The 17,713-nt window shown below is 67.4% G+C and carries 25 protein-coding genes; 8 read left to right on the top strand and 17 right to left on the bottom strand.

Annotated features, from left to right (window positions below; translation table 11 throughout):
• Nucleotides 1-6: 6 nt before the first annotated feature.
• Both FE256_RS10340 and FE256_RS10335 read left to right on the top strand, forming a co-directional pair.
• Nucleotides 7-1,245 (top strand): NAD(P)/FAD-dependent oxidoreductase, encoded by a 1,239-nt coding sequence (locus tag FE256_RS10340; RefSeq protein WP_062633832.1) that lies wholly within the window; start codon nucleotides 7-9, stop codon nucleotides 1,243-1,245.
• On the top strand, nucleotides 1,242-2,081 hold the full coding sequence (locus FE256_RS10335) for an aldo/keto reductase (protein WP_005050739.1): 840 nt from the start codon (nucleotides 1,242-1,244) through the stop codon (nucleotides 2,079-2,081). Before FE256_RS10340 ends, FE256_RS10335 begins: the two co-directional genes overlap by 4 nt.
• A gap of 99 nt (nucleotides 2,082-2,180) precedes the next feature.
• Here the strand turns inward: FE256_RS10335 and FE256_RS10330 are convergent, their stop codons facing one another.
• Nucleotides 2,181-3,005, bottom strand: coding sequence for an IclR family transcriptional regulator (locus FE256_RS10330; protein WP_005050741.1), 825 nt, complete (start codon nucleotides 3,003-3,005; stop codon nucleotides 2,181-2,183).
• A 138-nt stretch (nucleotides 3,006-3,143) separates the two neighbouring features.
• A complete protein-coding gene (locus FE256_RS10325) occupies nucleotides 3,144-3,509 on the bottom strand; it encodes a hypothetical protein (protein ID WP_062633834.1) in 366 nt (121 codons plus the stop codon).
• Nucleotides 3,510-3,860: 351 nt separating this feature from the next.
• Between FE256_RS10325 and FE256_RS10320 the strand changes: the two genes are divergently transcribed.
• Complete coding sequence (locus FE256_RS10320; RefSeq protein ID WP_005050743.1) at nucleotides 3,861-4,415, top strand: putative antibiotic biosynthesis monooxygenase; 555 nt, start codon at nucleotides 3,861-3,863, stop codon at nucleotides 4,413-4,415.
• Here the strand turns inward: FE256_RS10320 and FE256_RS18645 are convergent.
• Entirely contained in the window at nucleotides 4,336-4,743 is a 408-nt protein-coding gene (locus FE256_RS18645) for an AMP-binding enzyme (protein WP_005050745.1), read from the bottom strand. The genes FE256_RS10320 and FE256_RS18645 overlap by 80 nt on opposite strands.
• Before the next feature lie 205 nt (nucleotides 4,744-4,948).
• Between FE256_RS18645 and FE256_RS10310 the strand changes: the two genes are divergently transcribed.
• Nucleotides 4,949-6,199 (top strand): Eco57I restriction-modification methylase domain-containing protein, encoded by a 1,251-nt coding sequence (locus FE256_RS10310; protein ID WP_082157161.1) that lies wholly within the window; start codon nucleotides 4,949-4,951, stop codon nucleotides 6,197-6,199.
• Nucleotides 6,200-6,467: 268 nt separating this feature from the next.
• On the opposite strand, the gene FE256_RS10305 is transcribed toward FE256_RS10310, so the two are convergent.
• The 5 genes from FE256_RS10305 to FE256_RS10285 form a co-directional block, all read right to left on the bottom strand.
• Nucleotides 6,468-6,893 carry a hypothetical protein gene (locus FE256_RS10305; protein WP_005050749.1) on the bottom strand — a complete coding sequence of 142 codons (426 nt, stop codon included), beginning with the start codon at nucleotides 6,891-6,893 and terminating at the stop codon, nucleotides 6,468-6,470.
• Between the two features lie 35 nt (nucleotides 6,894-6,928).
• Nucleotides 6,929-7,330: a hypothetical protein gene (locus tag FE256_RS10300; RefSeq protein WP_005050751.1), complete on the bottom strand. Its 402-nt coding sequence runs from the start codon at nucleotides 7,328-7,330 to the stop codon at nucleotides 6,929-6,931.
• Nucleotides 7,327-8,151, bottom strand: coding sequence for a hypothetical protein (locus tag FE256_RS10295; protein ID WP_047801722.1), 825 nt, complete (start codon nucleotides 8,149-8,151; stop codon nucleotides 7,327-7,329). The genes FE256_RS10300 and FE256_RS10295 overlap by 4 nt, the downstream gene beginning before the upstream one ends.
• Nucleotides 8,151-9,779: a hypothetical protein gene (locus FE256_RS10290; RefSeq protein WP_005050756.1), complete on the bottom strand. Its 1,629-nt coding sequence runs from the start codon at nucleotides 9,777-9,779 to the stop codon at nucleotides 8,151-8,153. The genes FE256_RS10295 and FE256_RS10290 overlap by 1 nt, the downstream gene beginning before the upstream one ends.
• A 100-nt stretch (nucleotides 9,780-9,879) precedes the next feature.
• Nucleotides 9,880-10,116 carry a hypothetical protein gene (locus tag FE256_RS10285; RefSeq protein ID WP_043340519.1) on the bottom strand — a complete coding sequence of 79 codons (237 nt, stop codon included), beginning with the start codon at nucleotides 10,114-10,116 and terminating at the stop codon, nucleotides 9,880-9,882.
• Nucleotides 10,117-10,209: 93 nt separating this feature from the next.
• Here FE256_RS10285 and FE256_RS10280 point away from each other — a divergent pair, with 93 nt between their 5' ends.
• Nucleotides 10,210-10,743, top strand: coding sequence for a helix-turn-helix transcriptional regulator (locus FE256_RS10280; protein WP_005050761.1), 534 nt, complete (start codon nucleotides 10,210-10,212; stop codon nucleotides 10,741-10,743).
• Nucleotides 10,744-10,748: 5 nt separating this feature from the next.
• Here FE256_RS10280 and FE256_RS10275 read toward each other — a convergent pair whose 3' ends face one another.
• Genes FE256_RS10275 through FE256_RS10255 form a run of 5 tightly spaced genes read right to left on the bottom strand, consistent with a single transcriptional unit; the run spans nucleotide 10,749 to nucleotide 13,404 of the window.
• Nucleotides 10,749-11,501, bottom strand: coding sequence for an HNH endonuclease family protein (locus tag FE256_RS10275; protein ID WP_005050763.1), 753 nt, complete (start codon nucleotides 11,499-11,501; stop codon nucleotides 10,749-10,751).
• A complete protein-coding gene (locus tag FE256_RS10270; RefSeq protein ID WP_005050765.1) occupies nucleotides 11,498-11,974 on the bottom strand; it encodes a hypothetical protein in 477 nt (158 codons plus the stop codon). Before FE256_RS10270 ends, FE256_RS10275 begins: the two co-directional genes overlap by 4 nt.
• On the bottom strand, nucleotides 11,974-12,276 hold the full coding sequence (locus tag FE256_RS10265; RefSeq protein ID WP_005050767.1) for a hypothetical protein: 303 nt from the start codon (nucleotides 12,274-12,276) through the stop codon (nucleotides 11,974-11,976). The genes FE256_RS10270 and FE256_RS10265 overlap by 1 nt, the downstream gene beginning before the upstream one ends.
• Nucleotides 12,269-12,520, bottom strand: a complete 252-nt coding sequence (locus tag FE256_RS10260; RefSeq protein ID WP_005050769.1) for a hypothetical protein — start codon at nucleotides 12,518-12,520, stop codon at nucleotides 12,269-12,271. The genes FE256_RS10265 and FE256_RS10260 overlap by 8 nt, the downstream gene beginning before the upstream one ends.
• Nucleotides 12,520-13,404 (bottom strand): hypothetical protein, encoded by an 885-nt coding sequence (locus FE256_RS10255; RefSeq protein ID WP_005050771.1) that lies wholly within the window; start codon nucleotides 13,402-13,404, stop codon nucleotides 12,520-12,522. The genes FE256_RS10260 and FE256_RS10255 overlap by 1 nt, the downstream gene beginning before the upstream one ends.
• A 152-nt stretch (nucleotides 13,405-13,556) precedes the next feature.
• Here FE256_RS10255 and FE256_RS10250 point away from each other — a divergent pair, with 152 nt between their 5' ends.
• Nucleotides 13,557-14,216, top strand: a complete 660-nt coding sequence (locus tag FE256_RS10250) for a type IV toxin-antitoxin system AbiEi family antitoxin domain-containing protein (protein WP_005050774.1) — start codon at nucleotides 13,557-13,559, stop codon at nucleotides 14,214-14,216.
• Nucleotides 14,209-15,267, top strand: coding sequence for a nucleotidyl transferase AbiEii/AbiGii toxin family protein (locus FE256_RS10245; RefSeq protein ID WP_005050776.1), 1,059 nt, complete (start codon nucleotides 14,209-14,211; stop codon nucleotides 15,265-15,267). The genes FE256_RS10250 and FE256_RS10245 overlap by 8 nt, the downstream gene beginning before the upstream one ends.
• Before the next feature lie 5 nt (nucleotides 15,268-15,272).
• Here the strand turns inward: FE256_RS10245 and FE256_RS10240 are convergent, their stop codons facing one another.
• Nucleotides 15,273-15,428 carry an Lsr2 family DNA-binding protein gene (locus FE256_RS10240; RefSeq protein ID WP_425488716.1) on the bottom strand — a complete coding sequence of 52 codons (156 nt, stop codon included), beginning with the start codon at nucleotides 15,426-15,428 and terminating at the stop codon, nucleotides 15,273-15,275.
• On the opposite strand from FE256_RS10240, the gene FE256_RS10235 reads away from it, so the two are divergent.
• Entirely contained in the window at nucleotides 15,419-15,862 is a 444-nt protein-coding gene (locus FE256_RS10235) for an SDR family NAD(P)-dependent oxidoreductase (RefSeq protein WP_082157159.1), read from the top strand. The genes FE256_RS10240 and FE256_RS10235 overlap by 10 nt on opposite strands.
• Before the next feature lie 85 nt (nucleotides 15,863-15,947).
• Here the strand turns inward: FE256_RS10235 and FE256_RS10230 are convergent, their stop codons facing one another.
• Genes FE256_RS10230 through FE256_RS18375 form a run of 3 tightly spaced genes read right to left on the bottom strand, consistent with a single transcriptional unit; the run spans nucleotide 15,948 to nucleotide 17,359 of the window.
• Nucleotides 15,948-16,340 carry an SDR family oxidoreductase gene (locus FE256_RS10230; RefSeq protein ID WP_005050794.1) on the bottom strand — a complete coding sequence of 131 codons (393 nt, stop codon included), beginning with the start codon at nucleotides 16,338-16,340 and terminating at the stop codon, nucleotides 15,948-15,950.
• 51 nt (nucleotides 16,341-16,391) lie between these two features.
• Nucleotides 16,392-17,057 (bottom strand): N-carbamoylsarcosine amidohydrolase, encoded by a 666-nt coding sequence (locus FE256_RS10225; protein ID WP_005050795.1) that lies wholly within the window; start codon nucleotides 17,055-17,057, stop codon nucleotides 16,392-16,394.
• The gene (locus FE256_RS18375) at nucleotides 17,054-17,359 is read right to left on the bottom strand and encodes a polysaccharide deacetylase family protein (protein WP_005050797.1); all 306 of its coding nucleotides are present in this window, start codon (nucleotides 17,357-17,359) and stop codon (nucleotides 17,054-17,056) included. Before FE256_RS18375 ends, FE256_RS10225 begins: the two co-directional genes overlap by 4 nt.
• Nucleotides 17,360-17,713: the final 354 nt, after the last annotated feature.

The raw sequence follows: 17,713 nt of genomic DNA, 5'->3' as shown, positions 1-17,713 counted from the left end.
ATTCGCATGTCTCACGTCGTCGTCGTCGGTGCTTCCGTCGCCGGAGTCAAGCTCGTACAGAATCTTCGTTCGGAGGGGTTCACCGGCGCGATCACGCTGGTGGACCAGGAGAGCCATCCCCTCTACGACCGTCCCCCGCTGTCGAAGAAGTACCTCAGCGGCGCCGCATCCGACCCGGAGATCGCGCTGACGACGGCGGAAGCGCTCGAAGGCCTGCGGGTCGAGACCCGTTTCGGCGTCGCCGCGACCGAGCTGGATCCTGCCGGCAAGACGCTGACGCTCGCCGACGGCAGCGAGCTGACCTACGACATCCTCGTCATCGCGACGGGTGCCCGAGCTCGCCGAACCCCGTGGGCTTCCACTCCCGGCGTCCACGTGCTGCGTACCCGCGCCGATGCCGACGAGCTGCGCAAGGAGCTCGTTCCGGGCCGCCACCTCGCGGTGGTCGGCGCCGGATTCATCGGCGCCGAGGCGGCCGCCACAGCGCTTGCGGCCGGTGTCAAGGTCACCATCATCGAACCGATCGGTGCTCCGATGGGCCGGGCGATGAATATGGAAGTGGGCGGTATCTTCGCGGAGAAGTACCGCAGGGAGGGTGCTGAGCTACGCTTCGGCGTCTCCGTCGAGAACGTCGAGCGCACGGGTGACCGCGTCCAGGTCACGCTCACCGATGGCGCGACGCTGGATGTCGACGCTGTCCTGCTCGGTATCGGAGCGGTCGTCAACACGGAGTGGCTCGAGTCGTCGGGCCTCGCGCTGGATAACGGTGTCGTCTGCGAAGGCACGCTTGCCGCCGTCGGCGTCTCCCACGTGTATGCGATCGGCGACGTGGCACGATTCATGAACCGACGGCATCCCGACCCGATCCGGTTGGAGCACTGGACGAGCGCGACGGATCAGGCGCTGATTGTCGCGCATAACATCGCTCACCCGGATGACCTGCGCAGCTACGACCCGACGGAGTATGTGTGGAGCGACCAGTACGACTGGAAGATCCAGATCGTCGGGCATACCGGATCTGATCACTGGACGATGGTGGGCGACCCTGCGCAGGACCGCTTCGCCGTCGTGTACGGCGAGAGCCAAGGGCAGGCCGAAGGTGCCGTCATCGTGAACTGGCCGCGTGCCCTCGTCGACGCCCGCCGCTCGGTCGCCTCGCGAGCGAAGGCGGACGAGCTGATACATCGGCTGCGCGCCCTCCTCGAGCCCTCGAGCACGGCTCCGGCGAAGGCGGCCGCCCGATGAGAGCTGACGACACCACCCTCCCCCTCCTGCACGGTCACCGCATCCCGCGAATCGGGGTGGGCACGTGGCCACTCACGGGAGACGAGTGCGCAACGATGGTCGAGAAGGCGGTCGGCTACGGTTACCGCCTGTTCGATACGGCGTACAAGTACGCGAATGAGGAGGCCGTCGGTGCCGGTCTGCGTGCATCGGGCATCCCTCGTGACGAGGTCTTCATCACGAGCAAGTTCAACAAGGAGGACCACAGCGTCGAGGGAGTGCAGCGCGCGTACGACCGATCGCTGAAGACCCTTCGCGTCGACTACCTCGATCTGTTCCTGATCCATTGGCCGGTTCCGGCCCTCGACCGATACGTCGAAGCGTGGAAGGGTCTGGTGAGACTGCTCGAAGAGGGACGAGTGAAGGCGATCGGCGTCTCCAACTTCAAGTCTCACCACCTTCAGCGCGTCGTCGACGCGACCGGTGTCGTCCCCGACGTCGATCAGATCCAGCTCAGCGTCGACATCGCCCGTGTCGAACAGCGCAGCTTCCAGCGCGCTCACGGCATCCTGACCGAGGCGTGGAGCCCGCTCGGACGCGGAGGAGCCCTGCTGTCCGATCCCGCGGTGACCGCGATCGCGTCGAAGTATGACAAGTCGCCCGCACAGGTCCTACTGCGCTGGCACATCGAGGAAGGGATCGTTCCCGTCCCGCGCGCCGGCGATGAGAAGCATCTCGCGCAGAACATCGACGTCTTCGATTTCACGCTCAGCTCGGAGGATATGGCGACGCTGAGTGGGCTGGATCAAGGCGAAGAAGCCGCCCGCGACCCGGACGATCCGGCCAACGGGCACTGAGGCCCACGGCGGCGGGTCGGTCGCTCCCGCAGCCACGCTCATCAGCGGCGTGTTCGCGTGCGCAGCGCATCCATGGGCGCTACGACGACCCGGGCCGGTTCACCCCAACAGTTCGGCGAGGCGGATCGCGGCGTCCTGCAGTGACCGCGCTAGGGACTTGACCTTGCCCGGCGGTAACCGCTGCACGGGCGCGGAGGCGTTGATCGCCAGTCGCAGTCCCGACGAGACGTGGACCGGGACCGCGACGCTCGCCACGCCGTCCTCGCTTTCCTGCCGATTCACGGCATAACCGTCCAGTCGTGTCCGAACCAGTTCGGCGACGAGTTCGTCTCGGGAACGTATGGAGTTCGGTGTGACGATCTCGAGCTGCTCGTCCGGGTACAGCCGGAAGAGCTGCTCGTCGCTCAGCTCGGCAAGCAGCGCCTTGCCGGTCGAGGTGCAATGCGCCGGCAGGGTCTTGCCCAGTCTCGAAACCACGCGCACGGCCACATCGGGCTCGGCAACGGCGAGGAATCGGACATGGTTGCCCTCGAGCGTGCCCAGGTGGCAGGTCTCACCGAGGGCGGCGCTGAGGTCCTCGAGGATCGGCTGCGCCAGTCTCGGGACATCCATCCTGCGCAGCACCGAGAAGGCCACCGTCGTCAGCGCCGGGCCAGGGCCGTAAGCCTTGGTCACCGGGTTCTGCCGCACGAAGCCGCGCCATGCCAGCATCGCGAGAAGTCGGTGCGCGGTCGAGGTCGCCACCCCGAGGAGGGCACCGGCGTCCGTGAGCCGCAGCTCGTGCTCCTCACCCAGCAGCAGGATCAGCTTCAGCGCGTTGTCGACCGACTCGATCGGATACTGGGGTGGATCGCCCGGCGACCCGAGCTGTCGATTCTGCACGGCAGAAAGCTTACTTGCAACGTGGGCGCGCTCCTCCTGCACCGCGCGCTCCGATGCCGACCCGACAGGCGGGAGGATCGTCTCCGCGGTGCCACTGCAGCCCGTGCCACCCCACGCCGCCCGCGTGGCTCCCTGTGACGGCCCCGACGGCCCAGGCGCTCTACGGTCGGAGCAGGACCTTCAGGCTGCTGGACGCGTCGCGGGACTGCTCGAAGGCGGCGGCGGCATCGTCGAAGGCGAACTCGTGGGTCGCCAGCGGCGACAGATCGATCCCCTGGGCGTCGGACGCCTGACGATCGACTCGAGGACGGCCTCGTACTCGCGATGAGCGATGGCGAACGACTGCGGGTGCCACAACTGATAGATGTGTAAGCAGCGTTCCGGGTAGGAGTCCACTACCCGCCCCAACGGGATGTCTGCACGCGCGACGCAGCAGCGGAGGAACGCGTGGTGCGCCACCAGCCAGGCGCCCATGTCACCGACTGCCAGCGCCGCATCCATTAGCGTCCCGTACTCGCGCGAAGCGCCGATCTCGGAGCGCAGCATCCGTCCACCGTCCGGCGCGCGCCTAAGGACTCCAGCTGAAGCCGGACACCGTAGAGCTGGTCGACCTCTTCTACGTCCGGGTGATACACCGTCGCTCGGCGATGGTATCGGCCTCGTTTGAGCCTTTCTTCCCGCAGCAAGCGAAACGCCTCGTGCAAATGACCTCCCCGTCGATCCAGGTCTTTCAACTTTCCATCCTGCGTGAGGCGGCAGTGGCGGTGACACTCCACTGCTCGGAAGAGCACTATTTCGCGCTATTGATCCGGACCCCGATGGTCGGAAGCTGTTCAGTGCCGCGTCATCGGCGCAATACGCTGGGAGACGGGGCTTCCTCTGCCCCGGGAGGACACCATGCAACCAGATAACCTCACGGTCACGGCTCGGGTGGCGCGCACAGCCGTCCCCGGGCGGCTGGACGATCTCACCGAGTGGGCGCATGGTTTCACCGGCCGGGCCCAGTCGTTCCCCGGCTACCGGGAGTCGAAGGTCCGAGTCTCGGAACGGCACCGGCGCCAGGTTGTCGTCGAGATCACGTTCGCTTCCCCCCATGACCTCATCCGGTGGGAGGACAGTAAGGAGCGGCAGGCGCACCTGCAACAGGCCGTGCCGCTCACGATCGGGCAGGCCCGTCCACTGACTCCGGACGCCCTCACCGGTGCAATCCCGACGGCCGGTCCCGCGCGCCCGCGGTGGTGGACGGCGATTTTAGTGTGGATCGCGCTGGTACCGCCTGCCATGTTCAACGCCTACTTCATCGCTCCGCTCCTGACCGGCCTGCCGCCGTACCTCCAGATCCTATGTACGACGCCACTGACCGTCGCGTGCGTCATCTGGGTGATGTTGCCTCTATTGCACGCGCTCGAGGAGAGCATCCGCCACTGGCTCGCGTGGCGGCGCGGGCGCTGAGCGTCTGCCCCATTAGGCGCTGTCGCGGCGGGCAAAGCCCTCTCCGCTCCCTCTTGTCAATCTTGCCTACCTTGGTGAGGGGCATGTCGTCGACGGCGATCAGCCGCTCGGGGTGCTTATGCTTAGCCACCCCGGCGGACTCCATGGCGGCGCGGATCCGTTCGAGCCCGAGCGGGCCGCCCTCCTTGAGACTCACGTAGACGCATACCCGCTCGCTGAACACGGGGTCGAGCATCGCGACGGCGGCCGCTAGATCGAAGCTGTCATAGCGGTAGACGAGGTCCTCCACCTCTTCGCACGAAATCTTCTCGCTGCCTCGGTTGATCATGTCGAGATGTAGCCATCCTCGGTGAAGGACCGCGCGTTCGTCTCAGGTGCGCGGTAGCATCCGCGCGGGGTGTAGCGGATCGGTTTCCTGCTCGAGCATAGATCGACGGCTCATCAGATGCCTCCAGAGTTCTTTTCGTCGGTTATGTCGGTGTGGTGATCAGCGGCGGCGCTGGCGCTTGCCGCCCCAGAACGCGCGGACTGCCATGGTGATCGCTTCGTCTTTGGTGAGGCGATCACCACGGGCCGCGGCTTCGTCGCGTGCCTGGTTGATGTACTCGAAGACGTCCGGAGGTAGTCGGAAGGTCGCGGGGTGTTTTTCGATGCGCTGGACATTGTACGGGCCGCGCTTCTTGCCGGTGCGGGGCGACGTGTCACACCCCAATCAGGGCGGCTTCGACGTCGTCATCGGCAACCCACCCTACGTCAACCGGCGCGAGCTCAGCTACCGCATCACCGGCTTCGAGACAGACAACGTCGACGACATCTACGCCTCCTGCTGCGAGCGCTCGGCGCAGATCACGCGCCCGGATGGCCGGCTCAGCCTGATCGTTCCCATCCGCAGCCAGTTCGCCGATCGCGACGAGTCACTGCGGAAGTTCTACGAGCGGCGGTTCGATGCGATCTGGGTGAGCACCTTCCAGGAACGCCCGGCTGCCCTGTTCCAGGTGAAGGTGCGCAGCACGATCATCACCGCCGCCGGGTATGGCAGCGTCTCCGAGCTGCACACGACGCTCACCCACAGCTGGATCGAGGCGTTCCGTCCGCATCTGATGGCGACACTGCGGTATTCGCTTCGGCCCGCCGGCTCGCGGACCCCGAACTGGATGCGCGCCAGCAGCGACGCGATGTTCGAGCTGATCGACACGCTGCTTGCGAAGGGCACGATCTCCTCGACGCCGCTTGTCCGTGTGAGCGACTACTCCGTCGGTTTCAAGAAGACCGCCACGTACTTCCTGAGCACGTACACGGTGCCGCCGGTCACCTACGACAAGACCACGCACGCCACGGTGCCCCTCAACGAGGGGAAGCTGTTCGTTCAGAACCGGAAGGACCAGCTCGCGGCCAGCGCGATCGCGGCGTCGCGGCTGGCGTTCCTGTGGTGGACGTTCACGGGCGACTGCTTCAACGTCACCAAGGGCACGATGTCGCAGATCCCATTCTCCCCGCACGCTTACGGGCAGGACACGTTCGATGCTCTGGTGGAGCTCGGCGAGAGGATCGAGGAGGCGCTGCCGGCCGTGCGCTCCTGGGATCTCAACTCCGGGAAGTACGTGGGCGGGTACGCGATCCCCGAACTGCGTCATCTCACCGGTCAGGCCGACGAGATCATGCTGGAGGCGATCGGCCGCATCGATCTGCTGCCGGAGATCCAGTACGCCCACGCCCGGATGTACAAGAGCACCGGGATTTCCGCGACGACACTGCGAAAGTTGCCGTTCGAGGTCGAGGTGTGACGCGCGACATCCGCACGGGTCCTTTGCCCTCGAGCGACTGCGATCGTTCGTCCGGGTCAGGATCCTCTGAGTGATGGATATGACAGGTAGGCGCTACCGGATGAGTTGACCCATCTCCCAGTCGCCGAGAGGGATCGTCCGACAAGTTCTGTCAGCGGTCCAAGCGGGACGGTGGCGGTCAGGTTGATCATCGCCGCACAGCATAGAACGCGTTCTCGAACTCGATGGGCGGGACGACACACCGACAGCGGTGGGGTGCCTACCCTTCTCAGGCGGAGTCACGGAGCGAGGTGACAAGCTCCGCGGGGAGGGCAAAGACCTTCTCGAGCAACGGGAGAAGGTCCCGGACTGCCTCGAGGTGCTGCTCTTCGGTCAGATCGTCGATCGCCGGAGGCTCGTCGCCAGTCCAGCCGATCGCTTCCGCCACGATCGTCAGGGACCAGGAGTCCCACCTGAGCCGCCCCTCGGATCGCAGCTGCTCCCGGAACTGACCGAGCACGCCCACGGGCTGAAACGCATTGCGATCGCGCGCGAGCTCGTCGCGAACGTACAACATCGCCGTTTCGAAACCGAGCAGGAACGTGTGCACTCGCTCGAACGTGACGGGCTGCCCGATATACATTCCGGATCGCTTCACGAATGCCTCGGCGATCGAGTAGACCGGCAACTCGGCCGGCCCGTTAGTTTCACTCATCTCGACTTCCCTGCCAGCAGCTCAGGAGACGGTCATTACCCGCGGCGCCGTTTGCGGCCCCAGTAGGCGCGAAGCGCAACGGTGACGATCTCGTCCTTGGTGAGGCGGTCGCCGCGGCTGGCTGCATCCTGCTTGGCCCAGTCCATCAGTTCAAGCGCGTCGTCGGGGAGACGGATCGAGACGGGCTTCTTCTGGACGTAGACGACGTTGTAGGGCCCCCGCTTCTTCTTCGCCGGCGGTGGCGTCTCCGCCTCGGCCGACTCAGGAGGCGTCGCGCTCGCCGCTGCCGGCTTCTGGCTTGCGCGAGGTGCGCGTGCGGGTGCTTCGGACGTCGCTGCCTGGTCGACGTCGCTGGTGACTTCCTCAGCGGGGGGCGCGGCCTTGCGTGCGCGGGGCTTCGCTGCAGCTGTGGGCTTCTTCGGGGCGGCCATGGTCACTGACCACCTCCTCGGTTTCCACGGCGGCGAGCGCGGCGCTCCTCGATGCGCCGCTTCTCTTCCATGCTGATGAGCTCCGCCGGCGACAGCGAGCGGGGGCGGCGAGTGCGGCCGCGCTCGGCCTGCCTCTGGTACTCGGTCGTCTTGGCCGTGCTGACGACGTTGAGGGTGACGCCGGTGATGGTGTCGCGGCTGGTGTCGAGGTTCACGTATCGGTTCTTCGACTCTTCGCGGAACCAGCCGAGGGCGTCGCCGCCGTTCTCGTGGATGCGCTTGAGCATCGTCGAGGCGTTGTACGAGTTGACCTCCATCACGCGGCCGTTGGAGAAGGTCAGGTGGGCGGTGATCTGCTTCTGCTTGTCGTGGGACTGGCCCTTGGCGGCGTTGCGGACCTGCTTGATCAGTTCGGCGTTCGCCTGCTCGCGGCCCTTCGCGGTGCGGCCCTTGGGGATGCGCATCTCGATGTACCGGTCGCCCCCGGTGGCGTATGCCACGTCGACGCGCAGCCGACCACCCTGGCGACCCTCAACGTAGGTGCCGCTGAGGTCTTCGGGGATGACGGGCTTGGCGCCGGCCTTGCCTCGCACGGGGGCGATCGAGCCGTCCTTGCGCCGGCGCCGCGGCGGGACGTGGGTGAGGCGTCCGGTGTCAGCGAGCTCCTGGAGCGCCTGGCGGTAGAGGGCGCCGCTGGTTTCGCCGTTGAGGATCTTGCGGACCATTCGAGGCGAGCGGTGCAGCTCCTCGGCGATCTCGGCCGTGCTGATGCCCTTGCGCCGCAGATCGCGGATGAGGTCTTGGGCGGTGCGCTGCTGGTCAGCCATCAGCCCTTCTCCTCTGCCTGCTCGAGCGCCTTGGCGATGCCGGCCCGCTCGGCACGTGCTTTCAGCGCGTCACGCTGCCGCAGCGTCTCCGGCGTGATGAAGGATCCGTTGAGGTAGCCCTGCAGGCGCAGGCGCCCGGTCTTGCCGTCGTCGCCGCCGCCGATGAACCGGTCCGGCAGGGACCACGCCGGCAGCTTGGTCGTGTAGATCGCATCACCCTGGATGCCGATGAGCGTCGAGGGGTCGACCGTGAGAGCACCGGAGGTGTAGCCGCCGAGGGAGCTGGGGCCGTGGAGGACGCGAGCGCGTGCGCGACCCCAGACCTGGGCGGCGAGCTCCGGGTGGTAGAAGCTTCGGGTGCGGTCGTTCGGGCGCGACGGGATGCGATAGATCCAGAGGTTGCCCTGTCGCAGCATCTTGGCCCTGTACTCGGGCGGGACGTCATCGGGCGACGCGGCGACGCGGGTCTCGTCGCGGCCCGCGGCGGCGAATGCACCGATCGAGTGCAGCATGATGTTCCGCAGCGCGGCGAGCACAGCGCGGCGCAGGTCCGGGTGCATCTCGTCCTGCAGCTGGACTCGCTCGCGGGCGCGCGTCATGCGCTCGGTGAAGGTGTCTAGAGGCTTGGCCTTGCGGAACACCACGGCCTCGTGAGGGCGGATCTCCCACCCGTGCTTGAGGGCGACGTGGATCTCGCTGCCGTCGGCCCAGGTGTCGTGCACCGCTCCGGGCCGGTTCGGATAGAACCAGCCTTCGCGAACGTCCAGGTGCTTCACACCGAGCAGGCCAACGTGGTTCCAGCCCTGAGGGACGCGGAACCGCACGTGGAAGCGGGCGCGCGCGTAGGGGTCTTGCTCGAGCAGCTCGTACGCGGCGGCCTGGTTCAGCCGGATCGCGGGGCCGATACCGAGCTCGCGCCCGACGCCGGCGAACATGAACCGGCCGTCGACGTAGGCGAACTCGCTGATCTTCTTCGTCTTGGCCGGGTCGATCAGCGGGACGCAGTCCTCGTGCTTGGCGAACGACTCCCCCGCGACCAGGTGGTCGTAGTGGTGCAGGCCCGAGGTGAAGTGGATCTCCTGGGCGATGTCGTCTTCGACCGGCACGGGGTTGATGTTCTTCGGCAGCGACAGCGCCCACAGGTTCGTTCCGGTGGCGGCAGGGCTGTTGAACAGGCGCGCGTTCTCGTCGGCGTGGCGAATGATCGACGCGGTGACGTTCCAGGCCAGACGAGCCTGGGCAGGGGTCAGCGGCCCGTCGCCGAACCACTCCTCCGCGGTGCGGACTTCGATCTTGAAGCCGGTGACCGCGTGCTCGAACCGACCGGTGGGCGGGCCGTTGTTGACCCAGTGGGCTCCGGGCTTCCAGTTCGGGGTCTGGACGTACAGCCAGTGCCGCACGCCAGGCGCAGGCTCGGGGCGCTTCCCGGTCAGCATGATGCGGTTAGCGCCGTACGAGGCAGCCGTGTCGAGCAGGTCCGTCAGGTTGGGGTTCTTGCGGCGCTCGCCGATGACGGGGCGAACGGGCGTGCCGGCGTCGGTGACGCCTTGCCCGGTGGTCTGGTCGACCCAGATCGTGGGCACGTCCTTCGGCGTCCACGGCTTGGGTCGGTAGTTCAGCTCGTCCATCTCACCCCCTCATTCGTCAGGTTATATTAGTCAAGAGTGCTTGAAAATTGCAATCAGATTTCGCAGTCGACGGGCGCTCCATGAAGGTCTGGCGGGGTCGCTAGGACGCGAGGCGGCCGCCGTAAGAGCGCCCGCGTCCGTGGTAGGACTTCTGCGCCTTCCGCAGCCCTTCCTCGGTCATCCCCAGCAGGAGGGCGATCTCTCGCTGGGTCAGCTCGGCCGCGCGCGCCTCGTCGACGACTTTGCCGCGGCGTTCGCGCAGCTCGTCCGCTTGCGCGAGCTGCTGGCCGATGCGACGGAGCTCCTCACGGATGGCGTCCGCGTCCTTGTTAGCCATGCGCCCCAGCATCCCCAACCAAGTTGGGTCTGGTTGCCGCGGCGCGCCGTAACCGCGAAAGTGGTTATATTCATCCAGCTGAGAGGAGCGCTGATGACCGGACGGCACCTCACCACGGCGGACGTCGCCGAGAAGCTCGGCGTGTCCGTCGTCGCGGTCTACAAGATGCGCTCCATCAGCAACAAGCTGCGCAGAGCCGGCCAGGAGGGTCCTCTGCTCCCCGAGCCGGTTGCCATAGAAGGCAACTCCCCGCTCTACGACGAGGCCGCGATCGACGCATTCGCGCAGGAGCGCGCGCGCAGGGCGCCCTCGCAGCGCGGCCGCCGGCCGCGACTGATGCCGGGACTGGCGCGCGATGCGGCTTTCGCGGAGCGGTTGCGGGCGGCGATCGCGGACGGGGCGGGGGCGCCCGAGGTTCCCACGCAGGCGGCTCTGATCGACCTGCTCGGCTTGAACGTCGTCACGTTCGGTGAGCGGATGCGAGGGCGCACCCGCTGGACCGACGCCGAGCTCGAGGTGATCAGGCGCACCCTCGGTGTCGACACGACGGATGCGAACGAGGTCGTAGACCGCGCTCGCGCGGCCAAGCGTCAGGCGCGCGCGGCGAGATCCCACGCGGGTTCGTAGCGGCTTCACGACATGCTCCCGCTCTCGTCGCTGGCTTGCTGGGCAGCGCAGGTTGAGAGCGTGTCCACGAGCGCACCGCGGTCGGCTTCGTCGACCGCGAGGTGCCAGGTGTCGACGATCTCCGTGTAGCGGGCGACGTAGGTGCACACGTAGTCGGCGTTCGATGGCAGCCACAGGGCTGGCCCGTGGTCGTTCTTGGCCGCATTCGTGTTGCCATCGACGGCGACGATGTTGTCGAACGAGTTGGCGAACTGAATGCGCTGCTGCTCGGTCCACGCCCACGCGCCCCCGGCGTGCGCCGCCGAAAGGCTGACGATGTGGTCGATCTGGACGCCGGAGCTTCCCGGGGCTCCAGGGGCGGCGATCCGGTCGTGCTCGAACTCAATGCGTGTGCCCGTGTACGGATCGGGGTCGAGCACGCCGGAGAGCACCGTGCAACCGTCACGGACGACGTCCTGCAGCTGGACGGCGAGGAGATCGTCTCGCTGATCGCAGCCGTTTCCCTCGATGTCGATCCAGCGCTCGCCGAACGTGGCGCGGCGATACTCGGGAATCTCCTCGGTGGGATCGATCAGCGGCAGCTCCTGCGCGACTGCGGCGAGCGCGGTGTAGTCGTAGGTCGGGTCCGGGGCGGGTGCCTGCGGGCGCGTCCATGTGTCGATCCAGGAGGTGATGCCCAGCTGGTGGGCGCCGAAGCCGAGCGCGAGAGCTGCGACCGCGGCGAGGGCTGTGCTGGCGCGGCGGGTGCGTCGGTTCATCTGCGCTCCTTTGCCTGTGCGGTGTCGGCTTGGTCGAGCAGCAGTATGGTTCGGGCGATCTGGGTGCGTGCCTCGTCGATGACCTCGAGGGTTTCGTCGTCGGCGTCGAGCTCTGAGAGTGCGTGGCTCTGGCGGCGGAGCTGGTCGCCGAGGTGGAACATGCCGGCACTGAGGAGGACCTCGGCGAGCGCGGCCGCGCGGGCGCCTTGGTGGTCGGCGCTGACGGCGAGGTCGTCGATGATCTCGATGAGGGTTGCGCGGGATCCCATCGTTGGGTCTTCTCCTGGAGTGAGCTCGCGGAGCGCTTCACGGTTGAGCAGCGTCTGGAAGAGCCTGTGCATCCGTTGGGTGAGGGGGCGGCCGTCGCGGCGGGTGCAGTTGAGCGCGAACTCGCGGAAGCTCCATCGGACGGTGACGGGTGTGCCGGTCTGGATGGTCATGGCTTCCTGGAGGCGCACGGCGATGTCGGTCATCAGTGCTCCTCGGTTCGGCCCAGGTGGGGGATCTGCTTGAGGTGGGCGCCGCGGCCGTTGCCGAGCTGGGGGGAGATCGCGCAGCTGGGCAGGTGCAGTCTCGCGTTCGGCCCGTGGCCTGCTGCCGCGTGGGGTGTGGGCTGCCGCGTTGGCCGGGTGTGCCGGGCGCCTCGCTGAGTCAGCGGGAGGGGGTTGAAGCGCAGCGACAGGGCCCAGCGATGGCCGCCGAGCGCGCGGACGACCCGCAGCCACTCTCCCTCTTTGGTGGAGTCGATGGTGAAGGTGTTCGGCTGGTCAGACATCTGCGGCTTCTTTCGGTGCGAAGGGGCTGTTCTTGGCGTCGCGGAGCATCTGCCGGGTGATCGGCTCGGTCTCCTCGAGCGAGGCGAGCGAGAAGTAGTGGCGGCGGGCGCGGGCCGCTTCGGTGCAGGTGAGCAGCTGGCGGTTGCCGTGGTTCGGGCATCCTCCCTTGCTGCGGCATCCGGCCAGGTAGCCGGCGGTGGTGCCGTGCAGGGCGGCTTCGAGGATGTCGAGCGTCTTGCTCATCAGGCGGCCTGCCGGAGTCCGAGGTCGTCACGGTCGCGGTCGATGGTGCGGACGTCGACGCCGAGCAGGTCGCTGAGCTGGGTGAGGCTGAGTCCGCGTTCGGTCCCGCGTCGGGTGGCTTCGAGGCGCTCGTCTCGGGTGAGGCGGACGTTCTGGCCGGCGAGAGCGAGCTCGATCGCGATCTCGTCGAGCAGGGGTTCCTGCCCGGCTGTGGGCGGTGCCGGGTCGGTGTCGATGTCGTCCCAGGCCAGCGGCGGCAGCCAGCCGTGCCGGCGTGCGACCGTGAGTGCGTAGGAGCGGCCGACCCGCTGCGCTCGGGTGTGGGTGGGGGGCTGCTGGTCCCAGAGCTCGTCGTAGAGCGCGGCGATGTCGTCGTGGACACGGATGTCCACGTAGGCGCCTTCGAGTGCCTTGTTGACCTTCCAGCGCGGGTAGCCGAGTCGGCGTGCGATCTCGTGGTGGTTCCATCCGATCGCGGCCAGAGCCTGGAGGCGCCGGCGGGTGCCGCGGCCGTTGACTCGGCCCTGCGCGGCGAGAGTGCTGCTGTCGGGGGTGACTGCGAGGAGTTTGCGGGCGGTGGCGCCGGTGACGAACCGTGCCGTCTCGCTGTTGAGCAGGCGACGGACCGTGGCGCCGCCGACGCCGGCGCTGATGGCGATCCGTTCGGGGATCATCCCGGTGTCGACCAGTGCCTGCAGGTGCTGCCGGATCGGCTCGATGGGTTGGTGCGCGTCCTGGTATCGCCCGTAGGCCAGGAGACGGTAGCGGTCGCGGCGGCGGCGCGCGTTGCCGTCCATGCAGGCGCGGCACCCGCAGAGGTGGACGACGTAGCAGGTGGAGGTCAGCCCGTGCTTGTGGTCCGGCGGGCAGGTGTGGGTCCGCATCTTCTCCTCCTCACAGATGGTTATATTCCCGAATATAACCCGTTCCCGAGGGTTTGGAACCCCCTCACTGCTAAGGGGTGGCCCCAGAGGCTCGAAGTCGACAATCTGAACGAGCTACAACGTTTGTTGCGGTTTCTCGCTACACTGTGCGCATGGCAGGATCAACTTTCGCTCGTCTGGGCGAGCTCGCGTCACAGCGTTGGGGCCTGGTGACCACCGCCCAGGCGCTCGAGGCTGGCGTGGCGCGCCCGACCCTGACGCGCCTCGCCAACAGCGGCGCGCTCATCCGCGTCGCGCGCGGCGTCTACCGCCTCGCCGGCGCGCCAGAGCACGAGCAGGAGGCGATCCTCGCGACCTGGCTCGCCCTCGGCGGCGCCGACCGTCCCCGCACAGACACCGGCGTCCCGCCCGTCGTCGCCGCAGGCCAGACGGCCGCGCAGCTGCATGGCATCGGCGACTGGTTCCCCGGGCCACTCGAGTTCGTCGTTCCCACCCGCCGCGGTACCCGCCTGGACGGGGTGCGGCTCCGCACCCGCGAGCTCGCGCCCACCGAGGTGGTCTCCGTCGACGGGATGCCGACCATGAGCGTCGAGCGCACGATCGCCGACCTGATCGAGCAGTGGGTCGACCGCTCCCTCGTCGCCGATGCGCTCGCCGACGCCGCGGACGCGGGAAAGCTGCTCTCCCCCGCCCGCCTGACCGAGTATCTGGAGCCGCTGGCCAAGCCCAACAAGTACCCCTCGGGTGCCGCGCTCGCGGCTGATCTGCTCGCTCTTGCGGGCGTCGACGCGGTGGTGCCGGCCGATGCCTGAGCCCGACGGCTACAAAGACTGGACGGGGCTTGCGCAGGCGATCAAGGCGGCCGCGACGAAGGCAGCCGGTGACGGCGCGAGCGCGCTGGATGTGAATGCGCAGATCGTGCAGGCACAGCACGATCGTTTCCTCAGCCGGGTCTTTGCGGAGGGGGAAGAGTCCGAGTGGCTGCTCAAGGGCGGCACGGCGATGCTCGCCCGGGTGCCGAAGTCACGGTCGACGAAAGACCTGGATCTGGCCTCGACCGGCGCCGCCGATCTGGATGCCGCGCAGCAGGCGCTCGAGCAGGCAGCCGCGCGTGATCTCGGCGACCATGTGCGGTTCCAGCTCACCCGTGCCCGTGCGACCGGGCGAGGAGAGAACCAGCCGGGTGTCGCGACCCGGCGCCTGGTGTTCACATGTCTGGACGCGAACACCGGCCGGAGGATCTCCGACATCCCCATCGACGTGGTCGTCGGCCCTCCCCCGGTCGGCCGCGTCGAGACGATCGAGCCGTCGACGCGGCTGCAGCTGGGGCGGCCGGTCCCGTCGCACCCCTACCGGCTGTTCCCGATCTCCGATCAGGTCGCGGAGAAGGTCACTGCGACGATGAGCACCTACAACGGCCGCCCCAGCAGCCGCGCGAAAGACCTGGTGGACATCGTCACCATTGCACGCACGCAGCGCGTCGACCTGCGCGAGCTGCAGATGGCCATCGACGCGAAGCGTGCACTGTCAAAGCTCGACTCGTTCACTACGTTCACGGTCCCGGACGGTTGGGACGGTCCCTACCGGGTGCTCGCGGCCGGCACGCCCTCAGCCGGCGGGATCACCGATCTGGGTGAGGCCGTGGCTCTCGCGCGTCAGCTGATCGATCCCGCGCTCGCCGACGCGCCCGTGCAACCGGGGACGGTCTGGGTCCCTGGCTCAGGCTGGACACAGAACCCTCCGCCGCCGGAGCCGGGCGGCAGCGGATCCCCTTCGGGGGAGGTCCACGTGCGCGCGCACGTGCGCTCCGGTTATCCCGTCACGGAGCACTGGCGCGCAGCGCGCGGCTCAGCCCAGGAGTGACCGCGTCAGTGCGCCGCGTCGTACGCCTCGAGGATGGACGCGGGAACCCTGCCGCGATCGCTGACCTGGTGTCCGTTCTGACTGGCCCATTCACGCACCGTGTTGAGATCGGCCCGTCCGCCCCGCGACGTCCTCGCCGGACGCCGGGTGGCTGCGCCGATGCGGCGCGCGCTCTTGGCCCAGGCCTCGAACTCGAGATCGATCTCGAGTTGCTTTCCGTCGATCGCGAAGGTCGCGGGATCGAGCCGCTCGCCAGGTCGCGCACACCACCGCGAAGGGCGGCGTCATCGCGATGACGAAGTCGCTCGCTGCGGAGGGCGCCCGCTACGGCGTCCGCGCGAACTCGATCTCGCCTGGCTTCGTCAGCACCCCGGCGACGGACAAGGCGGTGGATGCGGAGGGCAAGGCCTGGCAGGTCGGCAACGCGCTCATTCAACGCCCCGGCACGGGCGAGGACATCGCGTACATGCCGCTCTACCTGGCCTCCGACGAGTCCTCTTGGGTGACCGGACAGAACTACAGCGTCGACGGCGGCGCGACCGCCGGGTGGCGGAACGACAGCGAGACGGACCGACTGGCCGCGAAGAACGGCTGACACGCGGGTCGCGGCGCGACCGGTGACGGACGTGAGGCACGGTGTCAGCTGACACCGTGCCTCCCGTCCGTCGTGGCCACCTCGTCTAAATCGCGAGGTACCCGCCGTCGACGGCGAACTGCGCGCCGGTCGCGAAGGCGGCCGCGTCGGAACCGAGCCACGCGACCATCTCGGCGATGTCGTGCGGCGTGCCGAGTCGGCCGATCGGGTGCTTCGTCAGCAGCGCGTCCTTGAAGCCGGGGTAGGTCTCCTCCAGCGCGTCTATCATTGGCGTCTGGATCACCCCGGGCAGCACTGCGTTCACGCGGATGCCTTTGTCGGAGTACTCCACCGCGGCGGCTCGGGTGAGGCCGATGACGCCGTGCTTCGACGTGACGTAGGCGGACTGGTGGGCGATGGCGACCTGCCCGAGGGACGAGGCGGTGTTGATGATGGATCCGCCGCCCTGCGCCAGCATCTGCGGGATCTCGGCCTGCACGCCGGTTCAATATTCCGCACAGAGGAAGTTGGCCCCACGGCGTTACTGCAGTCAATCGTTCTGTTGCGCAAGCCCCCGCAGGTAAGCACGTGCGTCGTCGAGGCTGACGACATCGCCGTACTTCGCGTCGATGTCAAAGAGGCTGGCCAGGTGCGGAAGGGCTGCCCGGTCGCCGACTGCCTCTTCGACGACGATGGTGTGGAAGCCGTAGGAGCAGGCGTCAACCGCCGAGGCGCGCACGCACCCACTGGTGGTGCAGCCGACGATGATGATGGTGTCGACACCCCGTGAGATCAAGCGTGCGGCGAGATCAGTTCCGAAGAAGCAGGATGCGTACTTCTTCACCAGGGTCATCTCGTGGGGCAGCTGGCCCAGCCTGCTGTCGACCTCCACCCATTCGCTGCCCTCCACCAACAGGTGGTTGGACGGGATCTTCTTGATCCAGAGCCCCGCCTCCTGCAATTCGGTGTCGTACGCGACCGTCGAGAAGAAGATGGGGATCTCGAGTTCACGGGCGGGGACGAGTAAGGCATTGGTGGCGGCCAGCTGTGACTCCAGTTCGCCTGACAGGGGCGAACGGCTGTCCGTGAATCCGGTGATCAAGTCGACGATCAGCAGCGCCGGCTTCTCGCCGTAGCCGATCCGGCCGCCCAATCCCTTGGCCTTGAACTCGTCGCGCAGCCGTGCGTACTCATCGATCAGCTCCGTATTCGTCACGAATCGGCTCTCCTGTTCCCCGTCGACTGATAGTGCGCCGCGATGGCATCGCTCGTCGTCACCCAGACACCATCGTGAGACGTGATGTGCTCGAGGGCCCGATCAAGGTAGCGGTGGCGGAACGGCTGGCCGACGATGAACGGGTGCAACGGCAGCGACATGACGCGACCCGAGTGCTCGGAGTCTGAATAGAGCTGATCGAACTGGTCGATCACCGCTTCCAGGAACTGCGGGCCGGTATAGCTCTTACTCACGAACATCGTCACATCGTTGAGTTCTATCGTGTAGGGAACGCTGAACATCCCGTCGACGTTCAGCGGATACGGCTGATCGTCGTTCGTCCAGTCCAGGACGTAGTCATACCCCAGCTCCCGAAGGATCCGGCTGCAGCATCGCGGTACCGCCGAAGATGCTCGTGGAGGGCTTGTCGATCTGATAGTGCTCGATGTTCAGCCCGACATAGAACGCCACTCGGGCCCCATTCGGCCACGAAATCGTCGGTCGCTCCGTGATCGGGCTGTAATCGAAGCGGAAAGTGTCAAGGCGGGTGAGACAGATTCCGTCAGGCGGTCTGTATGAGGGCCTCCTGTGAGGGCTGGTTGATCCAGGCGGCCTCGGGCAGCTTGGGCGCCTGGGGTCGGCGGTGGCCGAAGCGC

The organism is Microbacterium sp. 5K110 (genome assembly GCF_005774735.1).
Taxonomy (GTDB): Bacteria; Actinomycetota; Actinomycetes; order Actinomycetales; family Microbacteriaceae; genus Microbacterium.
The sequence above is the reverse complement of the archived record's forward strand: the minus strand, read 5'-3'. Positions and strand labels throughout refer to the sequence as shown.

Coding starts and splice junctions, on each gene's coding strand:
- FE256_RS10245 (WP_005050776.1), top strand. CDS start 14,209: ATGCCTGAGCCCGACGGCTACAAAGACTGGACGGGGCTTGCGCAGGCG.
- FE256_RS10270 (WP_005050765.1), bottom strand. CDS start 11,974: ATGACCGACATCGCCGTGCGCCTCCAGGAAGCCATGACCATCCAGACC.
- FE256_RS18375 (WP_005050797.1), bottom strand. CDS start 17,359: ATGTTCAGCGTTCCCTACACGATAGAACTCAACGATGTGACGATGTTC.
- FE256_RS10325 (WP_062633834.1), bottom strand. CDS start 3,509: ATGCTGCGCTCCGAGATCGGCGCTTCGCGCGAGTACGGGACGCTAATG.
- FE256_RS10280 (WP_005050761.1), top strand. CDS start 10,210: ATGACCGGACGGCACCTCACCACGGCGGACGTCGCCGAGAAGCTCGGC.
- FE256_RS10260 (WP_005050769.1), bottom strand. CDS start 12,520: ATGAGCAAGACGCTCGACATCCTCGAAGCCGCCCTGCACGGCACCACC.
- FE256_RS10305 (WP_005050749.1), bottom strand. CDS start 6,893: ATGAGTGAAACTAACGGGCCGGCCGAGTTGCCGGTCTACTCGATCGCC.
- FE256_RS10310 (WP_082157161.1), top strand. CDS start 4,949: ATGGTGATCGCTTCGTCTTTGGTGAGGCGATCACCACGGGCCGCGGCT.
- FE256_RS10285 (WP_043340519.1), bottom strand. CDS start 10,116: ATGGCTAACAAGGACGCGGACGCCATCCGTGAGGAGCTCCGTCGCATC.
- FE256_RS10340 (WP_062633832.1), top strand. CDS start 7: ATGTCTCACGTCGTCGTCGTCGGTGCTTCCGTCGCCGGAGTCAAGCTC.
- FE256_RS10335 (WP_005050739.1), top strand. CDS start 1,242: ATGAGAGCTGACGACACCACCCTCCCCCTCCTGCACGGTCACCGCATC.
- FE256_RS10290 (WP_005050756.1), bottom strand. CDS start 9,779: ATGGACGAGCTGAACTACCGACCCAAGCCGTGGACGCCGAAGGACGTG.
- FE256_RS10295 (WP_047801722.1), bottom strand. CDS start 8,151: ATGGCTGACCAGCAGCGCACCGCCCAAGACCTCATCCGCGATCTGCGG.
- FE256_RS18645 (WP_005050745.1), bottom strand. CDS start 4,743: ATGATCAACCGAGGCAGCGAGAAGATTTCGTGCGAAGAGGTGGAGGAC.
- FE256_RS10275 (WP_005050763.1), bottom strand. CDS start 11,501: ATGAACCGACGCACCCGCCGCGCCAGCACAGCCCTCGCCGCGGTCGCA.
- FE256_RS10250 (WP_005050774.1), top strand. CDS start 13,557: ATGGCAGGATCAACTTTCGCTCGTCTGGGCGAGCTCGCGTCACAGCGT.
- FE256_RS10255 (WP_005050771.1), bottom strand. CDS start 13,404: ATGCGGACCCACACCTGCCCGCCGGACCACAAGCACGGGCTGACCTCC.
- FE256_RS10265 (WP_005050767.1), bottom strand. CDS start 12,276: ATGTCTGACCAGCCGAACACCTTCACCATCGACTCCACCAAAGAGGGA.
- FE256_RS10320 (WP_005050743.1), top strand. CDS start 3,861: ATGCAACCAGATAACCTCACGGTCACGGCTCGGGTGGCGCGCACAGCC.